21 protein-coding genes are annotated in these 20,910 nt (G+C 46.0%); 9 read left to right on the forward strand and 12 right to left on the reverse strand.

Translation table 11 applies throughout. The features are described from left to right. Nucleotides 1-110 precede the first annotated feature (110 nt). Together QUA43_RS21820 and QUA43_RS21825 are read right to left on the reverse strand one after the other, a co-directional pair. Entirely contained in the window at nt 111-1,634 is a 1,524-nt protein-coding gene (locus tag QUA43_RS21820; RefSeq protein WP_333376429.1) for a peptide ligase PGM1-related protein, read from the reverse strand. 364 nt (nt 1,635-1,998) lie between these two features. Then, nucleotides 1,999-3,615, reverse strand: a complete 1,617-nt coding sequence (locus QUA43_RS21825) for a glycosyltransferase family 39 protein (protein ID WP_333376431.1) — start codon at nt 3,613-3,615, stop codon at nt 1,999-2,001. Between the two features lie 317 nt (nt 3,616-3,932). Here QUA43_RS21825 and recA point away from each other — a divergent pair, with 317 nt between their 5' ends. The 3 genes from recA to QUA43_RS21840 all read left to right on the forward strand — a co-directional run bounded on the left by recA (nt 3,933) and on the right by QUA43_RS21840 (nt 5,881). After that, complete coding sequence (gene recA, locus QUA43_RS21830) at nt 3,933-5,069, forward strand: recombinase RecA (protein WP_333376433.1); 1,137 nt, start codon at nt 3,933-3,935, stop codon at nt 5,067-5,069. A 259-nt stretch (nt 5,070-5,328) separates the two neighbouring features. Then, a complete protein-coding gene (locus QUA43_RS21835) occupies nt 5,329-5,583 on the forward strand; it encodes a type II toxin-antitoxin system prevent-host-death family antitoxin (protein WP_333325836.1) in 255 nt (84 codons plus the stop codon). After that, nucleotides 5,576-5,881, forward strand: coding sequence for a Txe/YoeB family addiction module toxin (locus QUA43_RS21840; protein WP_333376435.1), 306 nt, complete (start codon nt 5,576-5,578; stop codon nt 5,879-5,881). The genes QUA43_RS21835 and QUA43_RS21840 overlap by 8 nt, the downstream gene beginning before the upstream one ends. Here the strand turns inward: QUA43_RS21840 and QUA43_RS21845 are convergent. Beyond that, nucleotides 5,857-6,576: a hypothetical protein gene (locus tag QUA43_RS21845; RefSeq protein WP_333376437.1), complete on the reverse strand. Its 720-nt coding sequence runs from the start codon at nt 6,574-6,576 to the stop codon at nt 5,857-5,859. The genes QUA43_RS21840 and QUA43_RS21845 overlap by 25 nt on opposite strands. A gap of 617 nt (nt 6,577-7,193) precedes the next feature. Between QUA43_RS21845 and QUA43_RS21850 the strand changes: the two genes are divergently transcribed. Both QUA43_RS21850 and QUA43_RS21855 read left to right on the forward strand, forming a co-directional pair. After that, nucleotides 7,194-7,529 carry a hypothetical protein gene (locus QUA43_RS21850; protein WP_333376439.1) on the forward strand — a complete coding sequence of 112 codons (336 nt, stop codon included), beginning with the start codon at nt 7,194-7,196 and terminating at the stop codon, nt 7,527-7,529. Between the two features lie 170 nt (nt 7,530-7,699). Beyond that, nucleotides 7,700-7,924, forward strand: coding sequence for a response regulator transcription factor (locus tag QUA43_RS21855; RefSeq protein WP_083888111.1), 225 nt, complete (start codon nt 7,700-7,702; stop codon nt 7,922-7,924). A gap of 119 nt (nt 7,925-8,043) precedes the next feature. Here the strand turns inward: QUA43_RS21855 and QUA43_RS21860 are convergent, their stop codons facing one another. The 3 genes from QUA43_RS21860 to QUA43_RS21870 all read right to left on the reverse strand — a co-directional run bounded on the left by QUA43_RS21860 (nt 8,044) and on the right by QUA43_RS21870 (nt 11,038). Continuing rightward, nucleotides 8,044-8,940: an alpha/beta hydrolase gene (locus QUA43_RS21860; protein WP_333376441.1), complete on the reverse strand. Its 897-nt coding sequence runs from the start codon at nt 8,938-8,940 to the stop codon at nt 8,044-8,046. 217 nt (nt 8,941-9,157) lie between these two features. Continuing rightward, nucleotides 9,158-10,630 (reverse strand): D-alanyl-D-alanine carboxypeptidase/D-alanyl-D-alanine endopeptidase, encoded by a 1,473-nt coding sequence (dacB, locus tag QUA43_RS21865; RefSeq protein WP_445301992.1) that lies wholly within the window; start codon nt 10,628-10,630, stop codon nt 9,158-9,160. Between the two features lie 81 nt (nt 10,631-10,711). Further along, nucleotides 10,712-11,038: a (2Fe-2S) ferredoxin domain-containing protein gene (locus QUA43_RS21870; RefSeq protein ID WP_333140546.1), complete on the reverse strand. Its 327-nt coding sequence runs from the start codon at nt 11,036-11,038 to the stop codon at nt 10,712-10,714. A gap of 245 nt (nt 11,039-11,283) precedes the next feature. Here QUA43_RS21870 and QUA43_RS21875 point away from each other — a divergent pair, with 245 nt between their 5' ends. Next, nucleotides 11,284-11,745, forward strand: coding sequence for a CBS domain-containing protein (locus QUA43_RS21875; protein ID WP_333140544.1), 462 nt, complete (start codon nt 11,284-11,286; stop codon nt 11,743-11,745). Between the two features lie 115 nt (nt 11,746-11,860). Here the strand turns inward: QUA43_RS21875 and QUA43_RS21880 are convergent, their stop codons facing one another. Beyond that, entirely contained in the window at nt 11,861-12,034 is a 174-nt protein-coding gene (locus tag QUA43_RS21880; protein ID WP_333376445.1) for a hypothetical protein, read from the reverse strand. Between QUA43_RS21880 and nblB the strand changes: the two genes are divergently transcribed. Beyond that, nucleotides 12,005-12,679, forward strand: a complete 675-nt coding sequence (gene nblB, locus QUA43_RS21885; RefSeq protein WP_333376446.1) for a phycobilisome degradation protein NblB — start codon at nt 12,005-12,007, stop codon at nt 12,677-12,679. The genes QUA43_RS21880 and nblB overlap by 30 nt on opposite strands. Before the next feature lie 248 nt (nt 12,680-12,927). Here nblB and QUA43_RS21890 read toward each other — a convergent pair whose 3' ends face one another. Next, complete coding sequence (locus QUA43_RS21890; protein ID WP_333376448.1) at nt 12,928-13,101, reverse strand: hypothetical protein; 174 nt, start codon at nt 13,099-13,101, stop codon at nt 12,928-12,930. A gap of 103 nt (nt 13,102-13,204) precedes the next feature. On the opposite strand from QUA43_RS21890, the gene QUA43_RS21895 reads away from it, so the two are divergent. Next, complete coding sequence (locus QUA43_RS21895) at nt 13,205-14,497, forward strand: CAP domain-containing protein (protein WP_333376450.1); 1,293 nt, start codon at nt 13,205-13,207, stop codon at nt 14,495-14,497. Nucleotides 14,498-14,596: 99 nt separating this feature from the next. On the opposite strand, the gene QUA43_RS21900 is transcribed toward QUA43_RS21895, so the two are convergent. After that, nucleotides 14,597-16,237: a bifunctional diguanylate cyclase/phosphodiesterase gene (locus tag QUA43_RS21900; protein ID WP_333376452.1), complete on the reverse strand. Its 1,641-nt coding sequence runs from the start codon at nt 16,235-16,237 to the stop codon at nt 14,597-14,599. Nucleotides 16,238-16,676: 439 nt separating this feature from the next. Here QUA43_RS21900 and QUA43_RS21905 point away from each other — a divergent pair, with 439 nt between their 5' ends. Next, nucleotides 16,677-17,207, forward strand: coding sequence for an adenylate kinase (locus QUA43_RS21905; RefSeq protein ID WP_333376454.1), 531 nt, complete (start codon nt 16,677-16,679; stop codon nt 17,205-17,207). Between the two features lie 340 nt (nt 17,208-17,547). Here QUA43_RS21905 and murQ read toward each other — a convergent pair whose 3' ends face one another. From murQ to QUA43_RS21920, 3 genes are all read right to left on the reverse strand, one after another. Beyond that, nucleotides 17,548-18,462 (reverse strand): N-acetylmuramic acid 6-phosphate etherase, encoded by a 915-nt coding sequence (gene murQ / locus QUA43_RS21910; protein WP_333376455.1) that lies wholly within the window; start codon nt 18,460-18,462, stop codon nt 17,548-17,550. Between the two features lie 270 nt (nt 18,463-18,732). Beyond that, entirely contained in the window at nt 18,733-19,107 is a 375-nt protein-coding gene (locus QUA43_RS21915) for a DUF3110 domain-containing protein (RefSeq protein ID WP_333376457.1), read from the reverse strand. A gap of 391 nt (nt 19,108-19,498) precedes the next feature. Beyond that, nucleotides 19,499-20,713: a transposase gene (locus QUA43_RS21920; protein WP_333376459.1), complete on the reverse strand. Its 1,215-nt coding sequence runs from the start codon at nt 20,711-20,713 to the stop codon at nt 19,499-19,501. Between the last annotated feature and the right edge of the window lie 197 nt (nt 20,714-20,910).

Raw genomic sequence — 20,910 nt, forward strand, 5'->3', positions numbered from 1 at the left:
TTCAGCCTTGTGGCTGGAAACGCTATGTACGGGCTTTCACCGTGATTTACGTTTCAACGAATCGCACTAATCATTCCGATACAACACAAATTGATATCATTCCAGCATATTTAGTATGAGGTTTCGCGATCGAGAACTTTCACAACTTTGTTATACATCTCCTCAGCTTGTTGCGGCGAATTGCCGATACTCGTCACTCCCAATTTGCCAAACTCCGACAAACAACCCATTAAATGAAACACACTGCCCGTCTCTGTCCCGCTGTCAAAGTGCAGTTGATTGTCAGCAATAATATCCATCAAATCGTTCGGTAATAATCCCCGATAGCGCTCTTTTTTCAAATTGTCCGAAGCGACATAATATTTTGGACGGCCCTGCAGGCTGTAAAATAATCCTGTCGAACGTTCGTACCGACCATTTGTTAACAGCTTCAGCGCCATAAACGGATGAGTTGTGCCTCCTTTCCGCAAGTTAATTTCTATTGCTTGCATATCCCAGTTGCCGTCTGATTGCCGCACCGCGAGAAAATCTACTCCAAATCTCTCTAAAGCCCCTTTTTCGGCTAAATTTTTCCCGACTTTCCATCCCAATTCTTGCAATGCCAGCCGGTAGGATTCGTCCGCCGGAAATTGGCAACCCAAGAAAATTTGACCGTCTGGGCCTCCTAAAATTTGGTCGTGGGTTGAGAGAATTTCTACTTCGCCACTGGGGACAATTCTACCTTGAACGCTGGGCGAGAACTTTTCTTCTCCTTCGATAAATGCTTCGGCAATTGCCCCTAATTCGGGAATGCGGCTGCTAAAATTTTCCCATGTTTCGCCTGTGGATTGAAAGCGCAAATTATGGAAGTGCTCGCCAATTGCCTTCTCTCTTTCTGTAGGTGCTTTACCTGCGAGGGACTTCAGATCTAAAATTGCATTTCCTTCCCCCGAAAAACCTTCATTTAACTTAATTACGATCCGTTGCAAATGCGGCTGCCGTGCCCACAAATCGGCCGCAGCTTCTGCTAAATCTTCCGCATTCCAAACCAACTCGGAACCGTCAGGATAAGGCACGCCACATTCTTTAAAAATTTGCCTGCTGCCGCTTTTGGTTCCCCAGTATAACAGATCGGGATCGCTGGCCCACAAAGGAATCCCCAATTTAACAGATAACTCGCGTTCTAAGGGCGTCGAGTTATAACAAACCATATAGGATTTTGTCGGCCGCACTGCTTGACGAATGCGCTCCATCAAGCGGGGGCGCTCTAAAATTTTCTGGGTGAGGGATTTGGCAGAAGCATCGTAAGCACTGAACAGCACAAGCCGATCGCGCGCGTGAGAAAATGGTATTCCCGGCAGCAATTGCAGGTAATAATCCACAATCATCGGGTGCAAGGGCTCGGAGGTAATGTAAATTAAGCGCGTGCGGGGATTTCGCAGCCGAATTAATGAAAATAAATGCCGCTCTTCGTAATGGTAAGCACCCTCAACTTTCTGCATTTCTTGCTGATCTAAGCTGAGAGAAGGAATGATAATAATGTCACAATCTCCGCTGTCAAATTCTTCGATAGCTCGCCAACGTTCCCGTAATTCTGCCTGAAGATTGCGAAACTTCTGCGCGGATTCGGAAGATGAATTATTTAACTCTTGCATTGCGTTTTATCCTAACTATTCAAATAATTATTGCTGATCGTGTCGGGTGTGTCAGCCCCAATAGTTGAGACAACTCACACAGTTTTTTGTCTGACGCACTTTACTAGGAATATTGACAAAAATGCCCAAATAGTGATTTAAGGTGCGTCAGTCGAAATATTTGAGGCAATTAAAACAGTTTTTTCTGCCCCCGCCCAAAAACCGATACCGTGCCACGTACTCCTGTCGTGAAGATCCAAAAATTTTAGACCAAAGTTTAATCTCCCAGATTCATCTGTGGAATAAATCTAAAATCTAAAATCTAAAATCTAAAATCCACTGACGCACCCTACCGGGGATGATCGTCCATTTCTCTCAATCTGCTCTAAGAAGCTCGCCGCGCTCGAAAAAGTCTGGCATATTCCAATATCGGCTCTAAGCGGCGTTGATTTTGTTTGAGTGCCGATCGCAATTTTTCCGAAGGGCGGAATACCAGGGGAGCCGAATATTTGTTCAGCATCTCGATTTCTGGCGACTGGCTCATCAGGATCAACCGCACGTCTTTGTCGAGCAAATAACTCAGAGACAGCAAATCTCCCATGTTCGTAAAATCGTTGCCGCGATCGCTAATTACAATTGTATCTTTAATCGATCGGTTAGCTATCGCCTCTTTGTTAATAATTTTCGCAACTTCAGCATTAAAATAGCTCAAGTCTTTGCTCCACCAAGTATCAGAAAAAGCGCTAACTGTACAGGAGGCTATACTTGCTGTAAATACCAAGGCTAAAATGACTTGCCAAAACCGCTGCTGAGTTTTCAGGTAACAGGCGAGCAAGTAAGCAACTGCTAGCTGCACTCCCGGAAAGCAGGAAATTAGATAACGGCTGACGGCAGAACGTTTGCCACCTAGGATTAGATCCGGTAATGCCAGGATCAAAAAAGGTACAAAAATTGATGTTAAAATAAACAGCCAAGTTGAAGTGCTAGACCAACGGCATATTTTGTAAAGGGCGGCCGCAATTAACAGCAAAAATGGCAATCTCAGCAGATAAGTCCAAATATTATCAAACCCGAAATCGAAGTCAAAAAATAAGGCTGTAAAGCTGAGCGTCCACAATTTGACAAGATACAGCCAACCCGGAGATACCCGCGTCCAATCTGTCGTAGCTGATGCTCGTTGCAGGTTGGTTGCCAGCACATAAATCCACGGAAAATACAATATTAAAGCTGCTATTACTGCTAGGAAAAATAGGGAATTAGTGACGTGACCTTCTAATTCTCTTTTTTTGACAAAAAACCAGTAAGAAATTATAAAAACTCCGTGTCCAATGAGTGTTAAACTGAAGAAAGGATGAGTGTAGAAACCAAGGGCGATCGCCAGCGAGTAAAATACCCAATCTTGCCAACCCCGCAACCGCACTGCTCTCAGCAGCAACCAACTGCTGCCAATAACTGTGGCTGTCAGCAAACTGTACTGCCTTGCTGTCTGAGCAAACAAGGTGTCAAAGGGAGATAAAGCCAAAAGTGCTGTTGCTAATAACGCAGCCAAATTCGAGGCGAAAAGTTCCTGAGCTAAAGCGTACATCAAAGGCAGCGACAGCAAACTCAATATTGCTGGCAAACTGCGAGATGCTGTTAGAGAACTGCCAAATTGCTGCATCCACCAACGAGCCAGGAGAAAGTATAAAGGCGGATGCTGCGGGTCTTCTAGTGCCAAAGAACGAATTGTGTCTGCTTCTGTAGTTCCCGGTTTAATCCGCTGATATTTTTGCAATTCTGGTGCGGGAACAATCCGGTTTTGGAATAGTTCGTCGTCGATTTCTTGGCGGGTGAAACCAGCGGCGCGGATTGATGTGTAAGCTTCGTCGTGCCAGTAAAGTTTGCGATCGATCTCAAAAAACCGAAATCCGATACCTAATAAAATGCCGATCGCCAATAAGCTCATCAGCCAGCGGGAATTTTTGGTATTAACAGATGTGTCTTGATGTGTTGTAGATCCCATGCTTGTCCTAATTGTGGCGATTACTTGTTACCAGGCTCTGCCTGGTAACACAGATCCGGAGGCTCTGCCTCCAATTTTAATGTAAGCTTTTCGAGGCAGAGCCTCGCTTACATCGGTTCCCAGACAGAGCCTGGGAACCAGTTAAATATCTTCTACATCTTGGGCCTTCTGAAGCCTGGAGCAGGCTGAACCACCCCCAAAATCAAGAATCTTCAGCCAGATCCTCCCAGAACCTCCAGAGCCCAAAAATAACTGCTAACATACGTGTTGTACAGTTAATCAACAAGCTCCGCAAGGGGTCTACCCGCGTACCGCAAATGGCAAAAAAAGAAGCGTCTATAAAAACTTCCACTGAAAACTCTGAAAAGCAAAAAGCCCTAACTTCCGTACTGTCCCAAATCGAGCGCAGCTTTGGCAAAGGGGCGATCGTCCGATTGGGAGACTCCACTCGCATGAGGGTAGAAACCATTCCCACCGGAGCCCTGACACTAGACATTGCTTTGGGCGGCGGTTTGCCAAAAGGTCGAGTTATTGAAATTTACGGCCCGGAAAGTTCCGGTAAAACCACTCTAGCCCTCCACGCGATCGCCGAAGTCCAAAAATCCGGCGGTATCGCAGCCTTCGTCGATGCCGAACACGCCCTCGATCCCACCTACGCCTCAGCTTTAGGCGTCGATATTGAAAATCTCTTAGTTTCCCAGCCGGATACCGGCGAAATGGCCCTAGAAATAGTCGATCAACTCGTCCGTTCCGTCGCCGTCGATATCGTAGTAATTGACTCCGTAGCCGCCCTCGTCCCCCGCGCCGAAATTGAAGGCGACATGGGCGACTCTCACATGGGTTTGCAAGCCCGCTTGATGAGTCAAGCTTTGCGGAAAATCACCGGCAATATCGGCAAATCCGGCTGTACCGTCATTTTCCTCAACCAATTGCGGCAGAAAATCGGCATAACTTACGGCAACCCGGAAACAACAACCGGCGGCAACGCACTCAAATTCTACGCCAGCGTGCGGCTCGACATTCGCCGCATTCAAAGCTTGAAAAAAGGTACAGAAGAATACGGCAACCGCACGAAAGTTAAAGTTGCTAAAAATAAAGTTGCTCCGCCTTTCCGTATTGCCGAATTTGACATTGTATTTGGCAAAGGCATTTCTACTTTAGGCTGTCTGACTGACTTGGCCGACGAAATGGGAGTAATTCTGAAAAAAGGTTCTTGGTATAGCTACAACGGAGAGAACATAGCTCAAGGACGAGACAAAGTGATCCAGCACATGGAGAAAAACATCGATTTCAAAAATGAAATTGAGGAGCTAGTTAAAAAGAAACTTGAGACTGGTGCTCTGGTTTCTGCTAATTCTGTCGCTCCTATTGAGGTAGATGATGTAGATGATGTAGATGATGTAGATGATGTAAATGATGTAGATGATGTAGATGGTTTGGACGAAGAAATCTAAGTTTTTTAGTCCTCAATTGTTACTCGTTTACTGATTGTTTACTCGTTTTCCTCGTTACCAGGCTGGAGCGAAAGTAACACTCAACAGCTACCTAGAGCCTCGAATTTAATTTTCGCTCGCGAGGCTCTTCCTCTAGGTATCAGTTCCCAGGCTCCAGCCATAGAACCAGTAAATTGACCCGACATGATATGAGTTCGGGATTGCCGAATATATTGCCGATTGCTATATTTGTGCAGTAAGTAGTACAAGTGTCAAGTAGATGAATATTGTTTCTTTTAGCGAAGCGAGAAATAACCTCAAGGCTGTTTTAGACAGAGTAGTGGAAGATACGGACTATACCATCATCACTAGACGGGATGCGGAGGATGCCGTGGTGATGTCGCTAGAGTTCTTTAATAGTTTGCTGGAAACAGTTCATTTACTCAAATCTCCCGCCAATGCTGCCCATTTGGAGCGTTCTATTGCTCATTTTAAGCAGGGGAAAGTGGTGGAGCGAAATTTGTTGGATGACTAGAAAGTTAGCATGGACGGATGATGCTTGGGGCGATTATTTATATTGGCAAGGGCAAGATAAGAAAAAGTTCAAACGAATTAACAAGCTAATTGAGGCAACAATCCGATTCCCGTTTGAGGGGATCGGAAAGCCAGAACCACTGAGGGAGAATCTGGCGGGAGCATCTCACATTTGTAAAAATACTTCTTCTAGCTCATTCTTTCTGCCTCTTGCCTCAAAACTCCAATTTCTAGCTTGGCTGCTTTCATTGAGATGCTCCCAATTTACAAACACTTATTCAGGCATAGAAACTGGCTGAAAGTATTGAGAATTAGCGCGCACATAACAGTTTTGTCTTGTCCGCAACCAGGGTTGACCGTTCGCCATCGTAATCGCATTTACTCCCCTGAGTTCAGCAGCAATTGTATCTCTATCTGCGCGGTAAACTTGTTGAATTGCTCCGTTTGGCGTCTTGCGGCAGTTGAGTTGTCCATCTCGCGACGTGACTCGCCAAGCAGGCCAAGTTGCAGAACCAGCAGTTTCAGTCAACCAAGTATTAGAATTGCTAGAAGTATAGTCGCCACTTGCATTAGGACGCGGTAAAGGTTCGACTAAATTTACTTTAAATGTCTGGCCAATAGAAGGACAATTTTCTCCTCGTTTCACCTTCCAAGTAACTTCTGCTCCCAATTGGCTGCTCCTTCTAACTTGACGCCTAACAATGGCAATATCTCCAGAACAAACAATTTTTTTTCCAGGGCCGATGGCACTGTCTTTGAAAGTCCCATTGTAATAGTAAGAGCCTGCTGCTCCTTCAGAACGGGTAATTTGAATATTGCCCAAAAATTCCCGATTGCCTACTTTGGTAAAGTAAAAACCGCTGCGATTGTTCCCTTTTTCTGACAGGTTTAAAGTAGTTTTGCCGTTAGGATTAACATAAGTCGTAGCGCTAGCAGCACCGCACCAAATTAATGACAGAACTCCTGTGGATAACAAAATGTAAAGCTTTTTCATAGCACCACCTTGTATGATATGAATCTCTACTTTATTTGTAGCTGTTGGTGAAGATATTTGACCAGTCGCTCAAATGAGTGTCACTCATTTGAGCGACATTCTAACGACATACGGGCAATCCCCCATGATTGCCACGACAAATTCGGCAACTACGGGGGATTGGCACTATTGCGTAATTCCGAAAAATCAACTCTGCATAACTTCACCTTGCTTCTGCTCCCTTCAACTCTCTTCACTTGTATGCACCTGCATCACGATGCCTGCAAGCTTCCACTTCTGACTCATTGCAAGTTCCAATAATTAGCAGCAGAATAAATTTATATACGTAAGTAAGAGGGTTCCAATCACCGCTAAATACTGTAGATTTTACGGGTACTTCCCAGTGAGTCAAGTTGGGATTCCAAACACTAGGGCGATTTTTACAGATAGCAGATTTCACATCGAAGAAGGTTTGTAAAGAAATGTAAAAGCTCCTGATCGCCGATTGCTGTGACAGAAAGTAAGGTTTCTAAGCTGAGTAGGTAAAAAAAATCGTCTTGATTCAGCGCAAAAATGAACTTGACAAACACAAATTAATTTGCTCAAAACTTAAATCCTTATTGAAGGGATAATAAATTATGGCTGACGGTCAATTAGGAGTTATATTAAAGATGGCTCAAACAATTAATCCTCAAATTGAGAGCGCTCGACACTTTGAAATAGACTTGGCAAAATTGCGCCAACTGCCAGCAGGAACATTAGGGTGCGAAGTGGCGCGATTTCTAGACGAACAAGGCTTTGAGCCGATCGCATCGGGAGACTGGATTCAGCGAAACCACGACGTATGGCACGTTCTGACTGGTCTTTCAGCTTCAACTGAAGATGAATTGATACTTCAAGCGTTTACTCGCGCTCAAGTATTTGGTCCTTCTTGTGCGATTTTAGTGTTAGTGGGACTCATCGGCGGCAAATAATGTGCGATCGGACAAATTATCAAAGGCTTAAAACACGGAAAATTAGCCACTCGGTTAATTAATTGGGACGTTGCATCTGATTGGGAAACTCCTTTATCTGAAGTTCGAGAAAAACTCGGAATTCTACCCTTAATTGATTAGATTTTAACTCATTACCTCATTGCAAAAGTATGCAAAGCACAAGTTACAAACCGGAAATTAGCCTGAGCCCACGCGAAAGAGCGATCGCGCAATTAGTAGCCCAAGGCCTGCCCAACAAATGTATTGCCAAAAATTTAAATATCAGTCACTGGACGGTTGCTACTTACGTAAGGCGGATTTTTATCAAACTCGGTGTTTGTTCCAGAACTGCGATGATTGCACTGCTGATCCAAGAAAATTTGCTCTGGGACTGATCAATAAGTAGGGTGCGTCAGATATTAAGAACGGGCTCTCCGGCCCGTTCCACAAAAATTCAATCTTCTTGTGGAACGGGCTCTCCGGCCCGTTCTTATTTGCAAGCGTTAATTTTTTTCTATGCCAAAGCCAAAGAAGGAGAAGAATTTCTCAGAAAACTCAGCAATTCTCGATTCACCGTTTGTGGCGCTTCCTGCTGAATCCAGTGGCCGCAGTGAGGAACTAATTTCAACTTAAACGGAGCCGTAATTAATCTGTCTAAACCTTCTACAAGTTTGTGGCTCAAAAACGCATCTTCTTCTCCCCAAAGCACCAAAGTAGGTACTGTCACAGGTTCTAATTTCTGCCCCAAATTCCAAAGCCTCTGCGGGTGAAACATCTGGCGGTAATAATTGATAGCGGCGGCTAATACTCCCGGCTTTTCTAAAGCAGTCTGATAAATCTTAGTTTCCTCAGCGCTAAAAGATCCTTTGCGAACAGCTTGTCCTTGGAAAACATTGTGTACAAAATCTTTCAAGTTTTGCCGGATCAACCATTCGGGAATGCCGGGAACCTGAAACGCCAAAACGTACCAACTGCGGCGGATTTGATCTAAATTGCTCGCCATTTCCTGCACGAATCGCTGCGGGTGCGGAGCGTTTAGAATTGCCAAGCGGTTGAGTTGTTCGGGGAATTTTTGAGCTAAGTGCCACGCAATCGCCCCTCCCCAATCATGACCTACAACGTGAGCTTTTGTATAGCCGAGGCTCGCAATCAAACCGCGAATATCCGCGCTCAGCGTATCTAAATCATAGCCGCTTTCCGGCTTGTCGGAATCGTTGTAGCCCCGCAAATCCGGCACTACCACCTTGAAATGACGCGCTAAAGCAGGAATTTGATGACGCCAAGAGTACCAAAACTCTGGAAACCCATGCAGGAGGAGAACGAGCTCGCCTTCTCCTTGAGAAACGCAGTGCAGGCGGATGTTATTGGTTTCGACAAAGATGTGTTGCTGTTGGGAATCGAAAGAATTCATAGTTGGAAAGTTAGACTTATTTTCGGGAAGTACAGAACCCGCCGACTGGTAGCAGGCTAAAACGTCCCAATGGTGTTAATTTTTCTACTTTTATTGTAGCTGCTTTTCGATCCCCGCCGCTGCAATCTAATTAAACTTAAAACTTGTAGGGTTTTGTGGTGTCCTGTGTTTTAGGTGTAACGACTGAATTCAAGTTTATTACCTTAAAAGTATTGTTTTAACAGCGGCGCAGGCGATTCAATAATAGCACAATTTCGTCCGTTGCCGATCGCATTTTTGCAGTCGATAGGTCAGATTGATTGACGATAATGCTAAACACCAGCGGCTCGTAATTCGGAACTTCGATATATCCCGACAGCGCCGAAACTCCGCTCATTGTTCCTGTTTTTCCTTGCAAAATTACGCGATTTGGTGTAAAATTAAAGCGATTTTTCAAAGTGCCGCTCTCGCCAGCGATCGGCAGTGACTGGCGGTAAATAGATGCAGTCGGTGAATTGGCCATCAATCTCAAAGTTTCCACTAAGGCTTCTGGAGTAATTAAATTGTGCCGAGACAAGCCGGAACCGTCGGCTAATATGTAGCTGTTTGGATTTACTCCTAATTGAGTTAAAACTGTCTTTAGCTCTTTCAAACCGCTTTCACCTGTATCCTCTTGTGGCACAGGCATCTTGCCTGTGAGTGTTTGTGGCACAGGCATCTTGTCTGTAACTTTTCCCAGCAATCTCAATAAAACTTCTGCATAAAGATTGTTGCTTTCGCGATTAGTTTCTCTCACCAATTCCGCCAGCGGCGGCGATTCAACGGTCGCTAATTCTTGATTTAAATTGCGAGAAGCCGATGCAACTAAAGCCTGTTTAACAGGAATTCCCTCAGTCGCCAGGGCTTGTTGAAAATACTGCAAAAAATTATTAGCAGGGTTGACAACTGCCACATAAGCTGATTCAGGTTCGCCACCAACTTTCAACTGTCCGCTCACTCGAATTATAGGTCGATCGAACTCCCGGCCAATTTCAATAAACTCGGATTCGTTTTGGGCGACTGTTACTGAATTGTTCTGAAGTTGCCACTGATTTGCCAGCTTTGGTTCGGCAAAAGTAACTTTCAGAGGTTGCCCCACATCCTGCGGGGACAATAGAAGGTCGATCGCGTTTTGATTGAAAATTAAACTATTAATTGGCGCTCCATAGCCAGCTTGCGCGTCTTCCCATTCCCAATTCGGATTGACTGCACTGCCTTGAAAATAGCTGTCATCGCCGATTAACTGGTTAACTTGACTGATTCCCCGCTGCTTCAACTGCTGCGCCAAAGATTTCAACTGAGCCTCAGCAATGCTCGGATCTCCCCTGCCGGCAACGTACAAACTGCCATTTTCGCCGCTGTAAACCGATGTCTTAATCCGAAAATCTGCACCGAGTTTCTGCAAAGCAGCGGCTGTAGTTAGCAGCTTGGCATTTGATGCTGGAATAAAATATTTTTGGGCGTCGCGGCTGTAGAGAGTAGTAGAAGAAGATAGAGGTTGAATCAAAATACCCCAGCGCGATCGACTAAATTCGGGACGGTTGGCGATCGCATCTACTTGCGCCCCCAATTCCCCAGGACAAATATCCCCAGCAACCGCCGACGTTTGAGCAGCAACCGCCGACGGACGCCCCAGAATTAGGACTAACAAACTAAGCGCAATTCCTTGGATTTTCAAAGTGCCAGTTCCTTAACAATAACTATTAAAATTAGATGCGCTAGAGCTTGGAAGTTTCACCGAATCAAGTCAATATTAATAATAATAACGCGCATGAATTCTCGGATTGAACAGCGCCTCTACAGGTTTTCCCTCTTTGAGGTGCTCTTCCACAATCAACGGTACATCACTCGGTTTAACTCGACAATACCAAATTTCGTCCGGGGTAACTCGTACAGTCGGGCCAGTGGTGCACTGTCCCTGACAACTACAGGCCTCCACTTTCACCCCGGCAACTTGTTGAGCTTCAAAAGCAGCTAGCACTGCTGCTGAACCATTTTTCAGGCAAGATTGATACTGGCAAACCAATACACAGCGAGCTTCTGGTTGGGAGTCTGGTTTTCGGGCTGGAGATTCTGGCATTGGTAAGGATTTATCCGCTCTTTAATATATCTTAACAATCTTGTCAGGTCGATCGCTCCCCGGAGTCCGGCAAACGGCAGAATTTTATAGTGCGATCGAAAAAAACACCAAAATTCTGGCATTCAAAATTTTTCCTTCTTTCCTACCTTCAAACCAATCCTTTCAGCAGAGTTGCCTTTCTTCAGTCTGTGTCACGCTTTGCCTATATGATCGATAAGGAGAGATAATTCAATCAACCGCTAATCATGCCAAAAACAGTAGCCGATGTAATGAGCCGCGAGCCGATTTTGGCGCGACCCGAAATGCCCTTGAATGAAGCGATTAAAATTTTAGCCGATCGACGCATTAGCGGTCTTCCCGTCGTAGATGAGAATGACTTGTTGGTAGGAGTCATCTCCGAAACCGACTTGATGTGGCGGGAAACCGGCGTAACTCCGCCCGCTTATATCATGGTGCTCGACAGCGTGATTTATTTGGAAAATCCCTCTCGTTACGAGCGAGAACTCCACAAGGCTTTAGGACAAACAGTAGGAGAAGCGATGAGTAAAGAGCCAGTTACCATCGGGCCCGATCAATCTGTCCAAGAAGCTGCCAAACTGATGCACGATCGCAGCATCCACCGATTGCCAGTGCTTGATACTGCGGGCAAAGTAATCGGCATCCTCACTAGGGGAGATATTATCCGCTCAATGGCTGCCGAATCTTAAATTAACTGTTGCAGTTCCAGGACTGTATCAGAAAATTAGTCGTGAAGCGAAGCTATCCCGTAGGGAATCGCTCTTTCAATCTCGCTCACTTTTGGCAATTACCAATTATCTAGATTCACGACACGGAAGTCAGGAATAGACGCAGAGCAATTTTTTCTTTCTTGCTTCTTCTTCTTCTTCCTTCTTCCCTCTTCCTTCTCCCCTCTTCCTTCTTCCTTCTTCCTTCTTCCTTCTTCCCAATTATCAAATCTAAAATCGAATGAGCATTACCCCTGAGTCTGTCGAACAATTGCTGAATTCCGAGGATTTTGGCGAAAGATTGCGAGCAGTCAACCAACTGCGGCAACTAGACCCCGCGATTGCCTATAAACTGATTCAAATTGCGATCGGCGACAAAAACGTCCGGGTTCGCTACGCAGCAGTCAGCCAATTATCAACCCTCGGCACGCAGAATCTGCCGAACGCTTTAGAGGTACTGCGAAACAGCCTGAACAACGACCCCGAACCCGACGTGCAAGCAGCAGCAGCCGATGCTTTGGGCGCATTGAAATTAACCGATGCTTTAGAAGATTTGCAGCAAGTTTATAGCAGTACCTCTGAATGGCTGGTGCAACTGAGCATCGTCGCGGCTTTGGGAGAAATGGGAGATCCGAAAGCCTTTCCGATGTTAGAAAATGCCCTGACTTCTGAAAACGAATTGATCCAAACCATTGCCATCAGCGCATTAGGTGAATTAGGAGATAAACGGGCGCTGCCGCTGCTACTACCCTACGCTTCCAATGCAGATTGGCAAATCCGTTACAGAGTAGCTCAAGCTTTAGGGCGGTTGGGCGGTGCAGAAGCACAGACAGCTTTGGAAATTCTCGCCAAAGATGAGGTTGAACAAGTTGCTCAGGAGGCTAAAGCCGGACAAGAAAATAGTTTGAAATCTTGAGATTGCTTTCGTGATCGCGAACAACCCTGCGCGGTTGTGAATTTTGAATTAATTTAGAATTTTTGGTGAAGATTCTACTAAAAACTCTGTTCGCGATCGCACACATAATTCAGAAACCCGGTTTCTTCCTATATTTCTTGTTCGTGTCTGCAAAACTCGTAGAAACCGGGTTTCTAGCCAGCCAGCGGGCTGGGTGCGTAGCCCAAACCTTACTAATCAGGAAAAATCTAAAATCTCCAATCTAAAATCTAAAATCTAAAATCTAAAATTGTATTGATGCCACGGGCGATCGCGAATTCCTTGAAAACTCTCCTCAAAGTCGATCGCACTTTTCCCTTTCCCAACCAGAGTCTGCCTCTTGACATCCCCACTTTGACAAAAGCTATAATTAAAATAGATAAAGCAGCGGCAGGGATTAACACAATTATTAAATTGTACCCAACCAGCTAGCGATCGGGGAAACTATCGTTAAGACGGTAAGCCATCTACCAGCAAAGCCAAGTCTTAAAACTCTTGATCATCCCCATGCTTGAACAACTACAAAATTCAGGTTCTCAGTCCTCGGACATTTTAGCAGGAGAGCGATCTGCCTCTCAAGTCGCACCAACTCCAACCAATCAAAACTTTATTTATAGAGTTTTAGAACTTACCAACCTAGAACGCAGTAAATTAGGTTTGTCCCCGCTAACTTTAAATACTCAGTTACTAAATGCGGCGGAAAATCACAGCCAAAACATGGCACTGCAAGACTTCTTTTCGCATACAGGCAAAGATGGTTCGTCATTCACCAGTCGCATTACTACCACGGGCTATCAATTCTCAGCGGCGGCAGAAAACATCGCTGCTGGATCTTCTACACCCGAACAAGTTGTATCATCGTGGATGAACAGCAGCGGCCATCGCACTAACATTCTTAACCCCAATCTCAAAGAAATTGGGATTGGTTACTATTTCTTAGCCAACGATACTGGTACAGAAAATTGGAATCACTATTGGACGCAAGTTTTTGCGACTTCTCTTGACGGTAGTGTCAATCCCGCACCAACTCCCACACCGACACCAACACCAACTCCCACACCAACTCCCAACACATTGGTATCGATTACTTCGCCAATACCCAATGCTATAGGGGACGGCAGCCCGACGACAGCACCCAAAAATACAGCTAGCGACGGCAATTATTTCCTATCAGATAGTGCCGATAGTCAAATACCGACAAATGCTGCGGGATTGCCAATTTTTGCCCTTTCCGGCAAAGACAATATCACGGGGGGAGAAGGTGCTGATAGCATTAATGGAATGCAAGGTGCGGATACAATTAATGGCGCAGGAGGCAATGACAGCTTATCCGGCGGCAAAGAATCCGATGTAATTGATGGCGGTGTTGGCAATGATTTTATCAGCGGCAACAACGATAACGATCGACTAATCGGATCGGACGGTAACGATACTATTCGCGGCGGCAAAGAAGATGATGTCTTGATTGGCGGTAACGGCGATGATTTGTTGGCAGGCGATCGCGGGCAAGATATTCTGACGGGCGGCGCTGGAAATGATACGTTTATTTTAGCAGGAGGTTTGTCTGCTTCGGCTACTTTAATTAGTGCAGATGTGATTACCGATTTTGCGATCGGAGATAGAATTGGTTTGACTGACGGTATGGGATTTCCAAACTTGACTTTTGAATCTGTGAGTTTGCAGTTGGATGGAGGCGCAAGCATCGCTTCTACGGCGATTAAGTCTGGTAGTAATTATTTAGGAATCGTGCAGGGTGTCAGTCAAAGTCAGCTTACATCTTCTGTTTTTGTTAACGCCTAAAAAACAGCATATCGAGATTCCCGACTTCTTGGAGAAGTCAGGAATCTAAAAACGAGAGCGCTTTACGATCGCATTACCAGTGAAAGCCAATGGTTCAGCTTAAATGTGGCTGGCAAGAGCGAGAGATGCTGCCTCAGACTGAAACGACTCGTTTAGCAGTTTGGTGATTGTATCAGCGTTAGCAGGGCGGCTGAAGTAAAACCCTTGACCTTCATGGCAGCCTCGCGCTTGCAGGTAGTCACGCTGCTCCTTGGTTTCAATGCCTTCTGCGGTGATCGTTAATCGCAGACTTTTTGCCAGAGCAATGATCGCATCGGTAATGGTGGCGCTGTCCGGGTTAGACAGTATATCGTTGACAAACGATCGATCGATCTTGAGCATATTAACCGGAAACCGTTGCAGGTAGTTGAGGGAAGAATAACCTGTGCCAAAGTCGTCTAGGGCGAGGGACACGCCAAGTTCTCGCAGTTGCGTTAAGATTTTGACCGATCGCTCAATGTCAGTCATCAAGGCAGTTTCAGTCACTTCCAGTTCTAAATACGCAGCTTCGAGTTCCGTCTCGGCCAAAATTTGGCAAACCATCTCAACCAGATTCGCCTGCTCAAATTGTCGAGCCGACAGATTCACCGAAATCCGCAGCGCTGGCAGCCCAGCCAGTTGCCAGCGACGGGTTTGAGCGCAAGCCGTTCGCAAGATCCATTCACCAATGGGCACGATCTCGCCATTGGCTTCGGCGATCGGAATAAATTTTACCGGAGAGACCAAACCCTCTGTAGAATGCTGCCAGCGAACCAGCGCCTCCGTTGCTGTCACCTTTCCGCTGTGCAGGTCGATCAGCGGTTGATAGTAAACCAGCAGTTCGTTACGTTCCAGCGCTCCGCGCAGGTTATTTTCTAGGGCCAGTCGCTCCTGTAACTGAAGGTTCATTTCTGGTGAATAAAACTGATATTGACTCCGCCCTTGCTGCTTTGCCTGATGGAGTGCGAAGCCAGCTTGCTGAAGAAGTTGCTCTGCAGAATTGGTATTTTCTAGATGGTTCAATGTAATGCCAAGACTGGCGGTGAGGTGGATCTGGTTGCCCTCTACAGAGAAAGGTTTTGCCAGCGTACTCAGCAGCAGTTGGGATAGCTTGACCACACTCTCCAGCGAGGGGATTTCGCTGCGAGCGATCGCAAACTCACCGTCGCCCAAACGCGCCAAGACATCTGACCGATCCATGCACTGTACCACCCGCTGGGAAACGGCTCTAATTAGTAAGTCGGATATCCCAGGCTCCAACGCATGGCGCATCCCCGTGAAATCGTCGATACCCAATACCAGCACTGCGACCAAAGGTGAGTGATTTTGGGATCGGGTTTGATTCAGGCGATCGCAGAATAAGTCACGATTGGGCAATCCAGTCAGTTCATCGTAGTGGGTAATGTAATGAATCAATTCATCTAGTTTGTAAAGCGTTTGTGAGGAATTTGCCATCAGCGTACCGACTTCATCAGCAAACTCTGTGGGTAAGTTCGGCAATGTTTTTGTATCGAGGTAGTTTTGTAGAGCCTCCGAGGTTAAGATTATCGGCAGAAGGAGGTAGCGCAGCGTATAAAGCGTTGCTGCCGTACCCGCTAATGTCGCCAGCAGAGCAACCAGCAGAACCCGGACTGATGTCTCTACAGAGTAAGCGTTTGAGGTAAGAAACCAGACCATTAAGGTTAGCAAAGGAACGTGCGTGCCTAAAAATGCAACCACCATAATTTTGGCAGTGTAGCTTTTTTTCAGCCAGGGGAGACCCCCCAAAGATGAGTATAGGTTAAGGTTAGGCTTTGGTTGCATAGGACTTGGTTTGAAATTTCTAAGTGGGTAAAGTATCCAGCAGTCTGGTACTAGGTGCGTTGGCTTCAGAAACGGCTTTTTTAACTAAGGAGCGATCGCCTTAGATTTGACCGATATTTTACAAATTGATCGACAATACCCGGCCGCGATCACTTGTCTGATAAAATATCCAAGCGATCGCCAAACAACAAATATATATACTGACCCTAATCGCCTTTTTCATAAACGTCAGTGATCCGCGCCACAAATCACCGAAATTAATTTTTGAAAGCTCCAAATTAGATTGACCTTCAGCTTTTAGTCTGCTACTAATAACTAATGACTAATGACTAATAACTAAATTACTCAAAAGGAAATTATGAAAAAAGTAGCCGTGTTTGGTAACGCTGGAGGCGGTAAATCAACTCTCAGCAAGAGATTATCGGAAATCACTGGTTTGCCACTTTACATCTTGGATAAGATTCAATATCAATCTGGGGGCGCTGAGGTTCCAAATGAAGAATACAAGCATACCCACGAGAAAATTATGGCGACCGATCGATGGATTATTGACGGGTTTGGTTGCAGGGAAACCCTCTGGCTGCGACTCAATGAGGCGGATAGTCTGGTTTTTGTCGATTTACCGCTATACGTGCATTTTTGGTGGGTGACTAAACGGCTGATTTCAGGTAGCTTTATACCGCCAGAAGGCTGGCCTGAAAACAGTCCGATATTGAAGAGTTCAATTAATAGTTACCGCGCTCTTTGGTTGTGTCACAAGTATTTGACTCCCAGATATCGCGAGTATGTCGATCGCGCTCAAAATACCAAAAATGTTTATCACATCAGATCCACTGAAGAGATTTCACAATTTTTTGAATCGATATTGCAAATGACAGTTGACAGTTGAATGGGAAATGGGGAATAATATCAAATCCGGCAGCATCGGAATTATGTAGTGCTCGCGAGACGCTCGCTCGCGAGACGCTCGCACTGATATCATCCAAATATATTATTCCGATGCAACAGTCCATGATACAGCGTATTCCAGGTTTATGAAGTACACCCCAGAAACCGGGTTTCTTTACAGTTCTCGCCTATAAAATGATTCTGTTCAAGAAACCCGGTTTCTCGCTCTCTACATCTACATGGAATATGCTGTATAACCAATAACCAATAACCAATAACAACTGACTAATGACTAATGACTACTGACTACTGACTAATGACTGCTGACTAATGACTGCTGACTAATGACTAATTGATGCCACAGCCGATCGCAAATTTCCTTGAAACTCTCCCAAAATTCGATCGCACTCTTCCTTCTCCAAATTAGTCCAGTGCATCATCAAAGCTAATTTAACCGACTTGCCACTTTTTTCGAGCAAAAAACCCGCCTCCTCCCGGTTTAAATCAGTCAAATCCTGCAACATCCGCACAGCCCGATCGCGCAATTTCTTATTAGTCACCGCCACGTCAACCATTCGATTGCCGTAAACCTTCCCCAGCTTCACCATTACCCCAGTCGAAATGATATTCAAAGCCATTTTTGTGACTGTACCGGCTTTCAAGCGCGTCGAACCCGCCACTACCTCCGGGCCAACCAACAACCTAATATCAACATCAGCCTCAAAATTGACTTGTTCGACGGGTACGCAGGCCATAAACACAGTCTTAGCCCCCCGCTGGCGTGCCGCCTGCAAAGCGCCCGCAACAAACGGCGTCGTACCTCCAGCCGTAATCCCGACAACTACATCTAAATTGGTAATTTGACGGTGGGCGATCGCCTCAGCCCCATCCTCAGCCCGATCCTCTAAATCCTCCGAGCTCCGCACCAAAGCCCCCGCACCCCCGGCAATTATGCCCTGTACGAGTTCTGGCGGCGTGCAGAAGGTGGGGGGACACTCGGCCGCATCCAGCACCCCCAAACGCCCGGAAGTACCCGCACCGACGTAAAACAGGCGACCTCCTTGACGTAGAGATTCGGCTGCAATGTCGATCGCTTGGGCTAACTGTTCGCGGGCACGGGCGATCGCGCTTAAGGTTTGGGCGTCTTCCCGGTTGAACAAGTCCACTAATTCGATCGAACTGAGTTGGTCTAAATTCTCGCTGTTGGTATTCACCTGTTCAGTCAGCAGATGGCCCCGTTCTTCCAAATTCTTCATGTTTTTTTATTAGTCATTAGTCATTGGTCATTGTCATTAGTCATTGGTCATTAGTCAACAGTCAACAGTCAACACTCAACAGTCATTAGGTGCACACAATAGGGTACGCATTGCCGGCCCGCTGGTGAGCTTGGTGAAGTCGTGACTCAAAGGCTCAAAATTTGGGGTTCTGGCGATCGGCTAAATCTACTTCCTTTGATAGAGGCAATTACCCATTACCCATTACCCATTACCAATAACTGCTGACTAATGACTAATGACTAATGACTATTACAAAAGTCCTTCGAGTCGGCGGCGAATAGAATCCAGTTCGTTTTGGGAAACCTCAGAATCAGGTTCGGGTTCGGGATCGGACTCCGGTTGCCACTGAGTCTGTGTTACATTGTCTTCTGGCGGAATAGCCAGCGCGCCCGCGGGCACAAGTTCCCAATCATAATCAACACTGTCGCAGAACTCCTTAATTTCCTCATCGTCGATCGCCTCAACAGTGGGCTCGGGGAAATCCTGAGCTTCCAACATCACGCCAAAGCGGGTGGCGTCGTCTTCTGACTCAAACATCAGAACTTTGTTGCGATCGCCGAGTTGAATGGTATGAATTCCCTCATTCTCGGTGCGGGCATTGAAGAGTAAGACGAACACTCGCATAAGTTTTAAAGACCTTCTTAACCACCGTTTTTTTATCTTAGAAGCGATCGGGCAACCAATCAGTCGATTTTAGATTTTAGATTTTAGATTTTAGATTGACGATCGATCGGGCAACCGATTTTAGATTTTAGATTTTAGATTTTAGATTGACGAGGGATCCTGCCCTGGCGGGATCGAAATGATTTGGGGGATGTGGACGACTGGGTTTTTGATTTTAGATTGACCTCCGATCCTGCACTGGGGGGGGGAATCTAGAGGATTTTAGATTTTTGATTTTAGATTGACCACCGATCCTGTACTGGCGCGGGAATCTAGAAGATTTGGGGGAGTTGGAGGACTTGGTTTTAGGTGGTGTTGCGTGTTTTGATTAAGTTCGTTGACACTCCCCGCCCTATAAGGACGGGGATTCTTTCATCGCCGGGAGCGCAATCGCTTTACCCTCAGAAAGCATCTTGACCGTGTGTCCCACGGCTGCAAGTCCTCGAATGAGAACTACTTGAGCGGCTGCAACGTCTCTATCCGTCGTATAGCCGCAATGTTGGCACGAATGAATACGCTCGGAGAGCTGCTTCTTGCCCGTCTCGACTAAGCAGTTAGGACATATCTGACTGGTTTTCTTGCTGTCAACCTTAAGAAAGAACACTCCGCGTTTGCGACAGCACTGCTCTAATACTTGAAAAAATTGTCCCCATCCAGCGTCTAAGCAGTGCTTCCCTAAGAAGCCTCGCACTAGACCTTTGAGTTTCAAATCTTCCACAAATATCATCCCCGCCCAATCGCAGAGATTGTGAGCTACGAGCCAGTAGTAGTTTTTCCGAGTATTTGCAATTCGTTCGTGCAGTTTGCTGACTTTAACTTGCGCTTTCTTGCGGTTATTCGACCCCTTAACTTTTCTCGATACTCTCTGTTGCAGTAATCTAAGCTTGCGTTCGAGCTTCTTGAAAGGTCTGGGATTGGGGAACAACTTACCGTTAGAAACCGCAGCCAAGTGACTGATTCCAACGTCTACTCCAAGCGCTTCGCCATGTGGCATGACATCTGGAACAGATACATCCCACTGCAATGTCAACATGGCAAACCATCCGCTAGCACGTCTCACTATCCGAACCTGTTTTAGCTTTGCGCCATCAGGAATAGAACGCGATTGGCGAAACTTGATCCAGCCAATTACAGGTAGCTTGATAGCGCCATCTCTTACGGCATCTATCCCAACTTGAGGAAAAACGAAAGAGCGCAGGGTTCCACTCTTCTTGAATCGAGGGAAACCATGTCCTTGCTCCCACATGCTGACGAATGCTTGTTCTAACCGACGAAGCGTCTGTTGTAGAACTTGAGATTGGACTCGCTGTAGGTTGCCAGAAGTTTTCCTATAGGCTGTTAATGTCTGGCATTGACTGGCATAAGTAGGGCGTTTGGTTTCTGCTGGAATGATGTATTCGGACTGGAGAGAACAAGCATTTATCTGACAGCTACGAGATTTAAACCAATCTTTGCGTTCGGCTAATGCATAGTTGTAGACGCGCCGACATTGTTCGAGCCAGTCTTCAAATCGGGCAACTTGCGCTGATGTGGGTTTGAGTTTGTATTCGTATGTCAGACTAAACACTTGCATCACCTCCTCTATTTACTATAGCTTAAAAAACGTTGCATCGCTTCTTAAGCTACAGTATTTCAAGAGAAAGCCGTCCTAGAAGGACGGGGCTTTAAACCCAATTTTTCGGTAAAGCTTTCGGGAGTCTACCCTAGAGTAGGGGCGTGAATCAGCCTTCCTTCGATACTCTAGAAGGGCTTCGCTAACGCCCG

The sequence above is a fragment of the Microcoleus sp. N9_B4 genome, assembly GCF_036701635.1.
Lineage (GTDB): Bacteria > Cyanobacteriota > Cyanobacteriia > Cyanobacteriales > Microcoleaceae > Microcoleus.